1 protein-coding gene and 1 pseudogene are annotated in these 2444 nt (G+C 47.6%); one reads left to right on the top strand and one right to left on the bottom strand.

Features of this window, described 5'->3' with window-relative positions:
* The first annotated feature begins 737 nt into the window (after nt 1-737).
* Nucleotides 738-1748, top strand: coding sequence for a RepB family plasmid replication initiator protein (locus AC6BYQ_RS23520; RefSeq protein ID WP_498057592.1), 1011 nt, complete (start codon nt 738-740; stop codon nt 1746-1748).
* 245 nt (nt 1749-1993) lie between these two features.
* On the opposite strand, the pseudogene AC6BYQ_RS23525 reads toward AC6BYQ_RS23520, so the two are convergent.
* A pseudogene (locus AC6BYQ_RS23525) lies at nt 1994-2261 on the bottom strand (tyrosine-type recombinase/integrase); the annotation flags it as partial.
* Nucleotides 2262-2444 lie beyond the last annotated feature (183 nt).

Consider the following 2444-nt stretch of genomic DNA (forward strand, 5'->3'; position numbering starts at 1 on the left):
CCCATTTTCTGTTCCTTGTTATCATCTTTGCATTAATCTATTAAATCTTGGTGAAAGGCGCAAAGCAACATTAAAATTGCAAACCGTCTTAAAAATTGCAAAGCTGATCAAAATATAGCCGTATTCAGTTTAGCATCCGCCTGAAGGTTGCCGCATGTTTCAGTCAATATCATCCGCTCGCCGCAAAAAGCGTGCACACGCATGCGTAGAGGAAGCGGAATTACTTCGTACTAACAGGGTGTGGCTGACGCTCTGAAGCTAACGAAGATCCACTGATGGATCTGAATGGTGAGGAATTGACTACAGTATGCAGATTATTGACTGCGGTATGAAACAGAACAGGAATAGAGAAAGGTAATGAAATGTGTTTTTCTGCATATCACAGTCAAGATTATTGCTTTTCAGGGTGTTGTATTACCGGGTTGTTGTACCATGATTCATATTGTGTCACGTCAGTCGTCCATATGTACGGGATGCTGGCAGTTATTCCATATTTCGATCCAGTAATTGATCCTTAAGGAGATCATGATGAGATCAAAAAGAGATCCCCGGATCGTGCAGCGCCCCGCTACGCCTGAGCCTGGAGCCTGTCTTCATTAACTGGGGTGTGCGGTATGTTGACTGTTGTGTGCAGGATCACCTATTGCGGTATGCAATTGTATTAACTGGGGTATGTATTTCCGTTGACTGTGATATGCGTATATACTTTCCTTTGTGGATAACCGCGGGTTAATAAAATGGCTATGGAAAATAATGAGTTACCCCTGAATCTTCAGGAGGTCAACAAGACAACGGGCGAAGTTGTTAAGCTGGATGTCAACAGCGCCAGTACTGTTCAGCCTGTTGCACTCATGAGGCTTGGTCTGTTCGTTCCTACATTGAAATCGACCTCCAAGAGTAAGACGAACCGCAAAAACGTCACGGATGCGACTGAGGAGCTCGTACAGCTGTCTATTGCCCGGAGTGAAGGGTATACCGATGTCAGGATCACCGGATCGCGCCTCGATATGGATACTGACTTCAAAGTCTGGCTTGGGATCATCCGTTCAATGTATGATTTTGGCGTTAAGGATGACACGCTCAAGCTGTCTTTTGTTGAGTTCGTTAAAATGTGTGGCTTTGACACCCGGCGCTCTAACAAGAAAATGCGCGACAGGATCAGCAACTCCCTGTTCAAGCTGGCATCCGTAACCCTCAAGTTTCAGAGTGAAACGAAAGGGTGGACTACGCACCTAGTTCAGTCTGCCTATTACGACATCACTGCTGATGTCGTGGAGATCAGGGCAGAGCCCAAGCTATTTGAGCTTTATCAGATGGATAGACGGGTCTTGCTGCGTCTGAAGGCCATCGATGCCCTGCAGCGCAAGGAGTCCGCACAGGCACTCTATACCTACATCGAAAGCCTACCGCAGAATCCGGCCCCAATCTCCATGAAGCGTATGCGAGACAGACTAAACCTGACGTCTAACATCTACACGCAGAACCACACGGTGCGCAAAGCTATGGCGCAGTTGAAGGATATCGGCTATCTGGATTACACCGAATTCAAACGCGGCCGGGCCACCTATTTCAGCGTGCATTACCGTAATCCGAAACTCATCAGTAGCAAGGTCGTTGTTCCCCGTGAGCCGGAAGAGGAAGTACCTGAGCAGAACTATGACGAAGTGATTAAAGCTCTGAAGGCTGCAGGTATTGATCCTCAGAAACTGGCAAAAGCGCTCAGCAGCGTGAAATCGGAAAATGACTGAGTATGCCGTTTTAGGATGTGTTGACTGTGGTATGCAGAGCGCATACCACAGTCAATTTATACTGATTCATCATCCCGTTTAGGTTTTGCCTGCCTTGACTGCGATATGCGGATACGCCTCCCGGGGTATTGATATTGACTGCGGTGTGTGGAATAGCGGGCAGTTTACTGAACATATTCACTGCGATATGTGTCCCTTCATCATTCAGTCAATATTGTGCGTCAGGCCGGATGCCCTGAGTACGGTACTTTCACAAAGGGTGTTAACCCGTCGAGATCAAAGGATTCCGGGGTCAGCGTCCGGGATTCACCGATCCGCACACCGGTGTTCCAGAAAGTTGAGAACAGTATGTAATGGCGAAGATCCGGCATATAGAAGAGCAGGGCTTTCACTTCGGAGGCGAGGAGGAACGCCAGGGGCGCCGGTTAAGGTGGCCATCCTTCTGAGTGAGACCGCGGTCGCAGAGTCGACCCCATGGGCTATCTGCAACAGTGAAATGCGTTCTGGTGAAATGGGGTAATGCCAGGATGGACAGGATCGGAACGAGAAGGTAAATAATGAAGAAGAGGTAAAGTGCGCTACGTGAATTCCGGCCTTGTACCCTGTCAGTTTTCACGTAACGCAAGATTAATTTATTATCGAATAAGTGGGTTTCGTTACAACTGTCTGTAAAGTTGGCAAATTTAGTTATCTGAT

The organism is Serratia sp. LTN-2, assembly GCF_059740205.1.

What these genes read in the sequence shown, in the direction of transcription:
- AC6BYQ_RS23520 (WP_498057592.1), top strand. Translation starts at nt 738, where the DNA reads ATGGCTATGGAAAATAATGAGTTACCCCTGAATCTTCAGGAGGTCAAC.